This window comes from Chroococcidiopsis cubana SAG 39.79 (assembly GCF_003991895.1).
GTDB classification, from domain to species: Bacteria; Cyanobacteriota; Cyanobacteriia; order Cyanobacteriales; family Chroococcidiopsidaceae; genus Chroococcidiopsis; species Chroococcidiopsis thermalis.
Genome location: NZ_RSCK01000236.1, coordinates 1 through 2239, shown reverse-complemented (window position 1 = coordinate 2239; position 2239 = coordinate 1). Strand labels below are relative to the sequence as shown.

The window sequence follows — 2239 nt, the reverse complement described above, 5'->3', positions numbered from 1 at the left end:
AGCTGTTTGGTACTTCATTCATGGCTACAACACAGAGCTAGACAGGATTTGAGCCTCACCACTACTTCCGTATCACTACCCAACCGACAATTTTTCGCGACTTACGATCGATTGCTAGCCAAATATAAACTTCGTTCTTCTTGCAATCAACGAATGACCACATCTCGTCACATTCAATCAGCAATTTACCTAGTGTTTTGGCTAAAGCCTCGACCTGGCGCGGGGTTTGAGCTAGCTTTTGATTGACATAATCTTGTAACCAAGACCAACTTACTTGAGCCACTCTAGCAATTCCTCGCAATGATATCCTCTCAAGTAAGAGTCGATCAATCAGTTGTTTCGTTTCTTTTAAAACAGTAGTTTTAGTAGCACCGATAACAAATTGACGACTACAGATTTTACACTGATATTTGGGCTTGCCATTGTGAGTTGAACCATTTTTAATTGCATGCTCAGAGTTACAGGTAGGACAGACTCGTTTTAAAGGTTCTTCACATATTTTTGGAGATGGTTCTATCGACTCTCGTGTTAATCTCGACAGTAGTAATATGAATGAATAAAGTAAGAATGCTAAAATTGTTGTCATCAAAAATGCTAATTCGTGGGCAATTATCTGGGGATTGTTCGCATTAGCTAATATTATACAGGATGCTGACGGAGCAAGGGTTCTACCTCACCACTACTTCCGTATCACTACCAGAACTTTTAAGATCGATTGAGGTATTGTTATAAGTTGATTAATCAAAACAACTGCTGGAAATTGGTAAAACAGATTTAACTCATCAGGAGGATGCCATTCGATGACCGCTCGTCCATACGATGTCGTGCTTTACGGAGCTAGTGGTTTTACTGGAAAGCAAACAGTGCAATACTTTGCCCAGCATGTAACTCCAAGCGAAGTACGTTGGGCGATCGCAGGTCGTAACCGTGACAAACTCGAACAAGTAAAGGCGCAAGTTGGTGTCAATGTCGATGTATTAGTTGCAGACAGCCAAGATGAAACTGCCATAGATAACATCGTGTCCCAGACGCGGGTACTGCTGAATACGGCAGGACCATTCGCTCTCTATGGCAATAAAATTGTTGATGCCTGCGTGCGCTTCAAAACTCACTACGTTGACATTACCGGCGAGACTCCTTGGGTGAAAGAACTCTGCGATCGCTACCACGACAGAGCCGCAGCCGATGGAACTCGCATTATTCCCTGCTGTGGGTTTGATTCCGTGCCTTCGGATCTGGGGACTTACCTGATCGTCCGCTACATCCAACGAGAACTAGGAACATCCTGCCGAGCGGTGAAAGCTTACTATCAAGCTATGGGCGGATTCAACGGTGGGACTCTAGCTTCTGCTTTTAACATTTACAATTCCACTCAGGTAAGTCAGGTAAGCAATCCTTTCCTACTCAATCCAACAAGCGATCGCTCGCCAGAAGAAATAGAACGCAATCGAGATCCAGAATTCCCGCAATACGATCCCGATCTTGATACGTGGGTAGCGCCATTTTTCATGGGTGCGGTTAATACTCGCGTGGTACGCCGTAGTAGTGCATTATATAGTCAGTGGCAGGAGCCATACGGCGTTGACTTTACCTACCAAGAATATCTGAAGTTCGACCCCCCGATAGGGTGGCTACCAGCAGTTGGGATTACAGCAGCAACGGCTCTATTTATAGGGGCAATCCAGCAACCGCCAATCCGTAGCCTGCTGCAACCCCTTTTACCCCAACCGGGTAGCGGACCATCGGAGAAAACAATGAACGAGGGATGGTTTCGTTGCGAACTTTTAGGATTGACGAGCGACGGACGCAAGGTATGGGGACTGATTTGCGATCGCGGCGATCCTGGCAACCGCGCTACAGTGAAATTTTTGTGCGAGTCAGCATTGTGTTTGGCGTTGAATGAAGACAAACTCCCCGGCGATCGGCGCGGGGGTATCCTCACCCCTGCAACTGGACTCGGTGACGTTCTGGCAGAACGGTTGCGCCATGCAGGTATGACTGTCGATCTAGATCGAAATTTTTGCCAAAGGTGAGCGATAAAAACAACAACTCACGGCTCATCAGAAGATCCTACCCTTAGTTAGGGGGACGACACTTATAGCAATTCTCGATTGCGTGCGTGACATTTGTAGGGGCACTTTCTCTGTGCGCCCTTACCACCTGGAGTTTAGACTAAATCAAGAAAAAAGCGGTCAATCCTGTTGAAGTGACCACTTTTTGGTCAATGCTGAGATTTAGA

The 2239-nt window shown here is 46.2% G+C and carries 1 protein-coding gene and 1 pseudogene; one reads left to right on the top strand and one right to left on the bottom strand.

The genetic code is table 11. The features are described 5' to 3' along the window. Positions 1 to 73: 73 nt before the first annotated feature. Positions 74 to 499 (bottom strand): annotated as a pseudogene (locus DSM107010_RS37595) (IS1 family transposase); the annotation flags it as partial. A 301-nt stretch (positions 500 to 800) separates the two neighbouring features. Here DSM107010_RS37595 and DSM107010_RS37590 point away from each other — a divergent pair. Beyond that, positions 801 to 2033, top strand: coding sequence for a saccharopine dehydrogenase family protein (locus DSM107010_RS37590; RefSeq protein WP_127025397.1), 1233 nt, complete (start codon positions 801 to 803; stop codon positions 2031 to 2033). Positions 2034 to 2239 lie beyond the last annotated feature (206 nt).

Coding starts and splice junctions, on each gene's coding strand:
- DSM107010_RS37590 (WP_127025397.1), top strand. CDS start 801: ATGACCGCTCGTCCATACGATGTCGTGCTTTACGGAGCTAGTGGTTTT.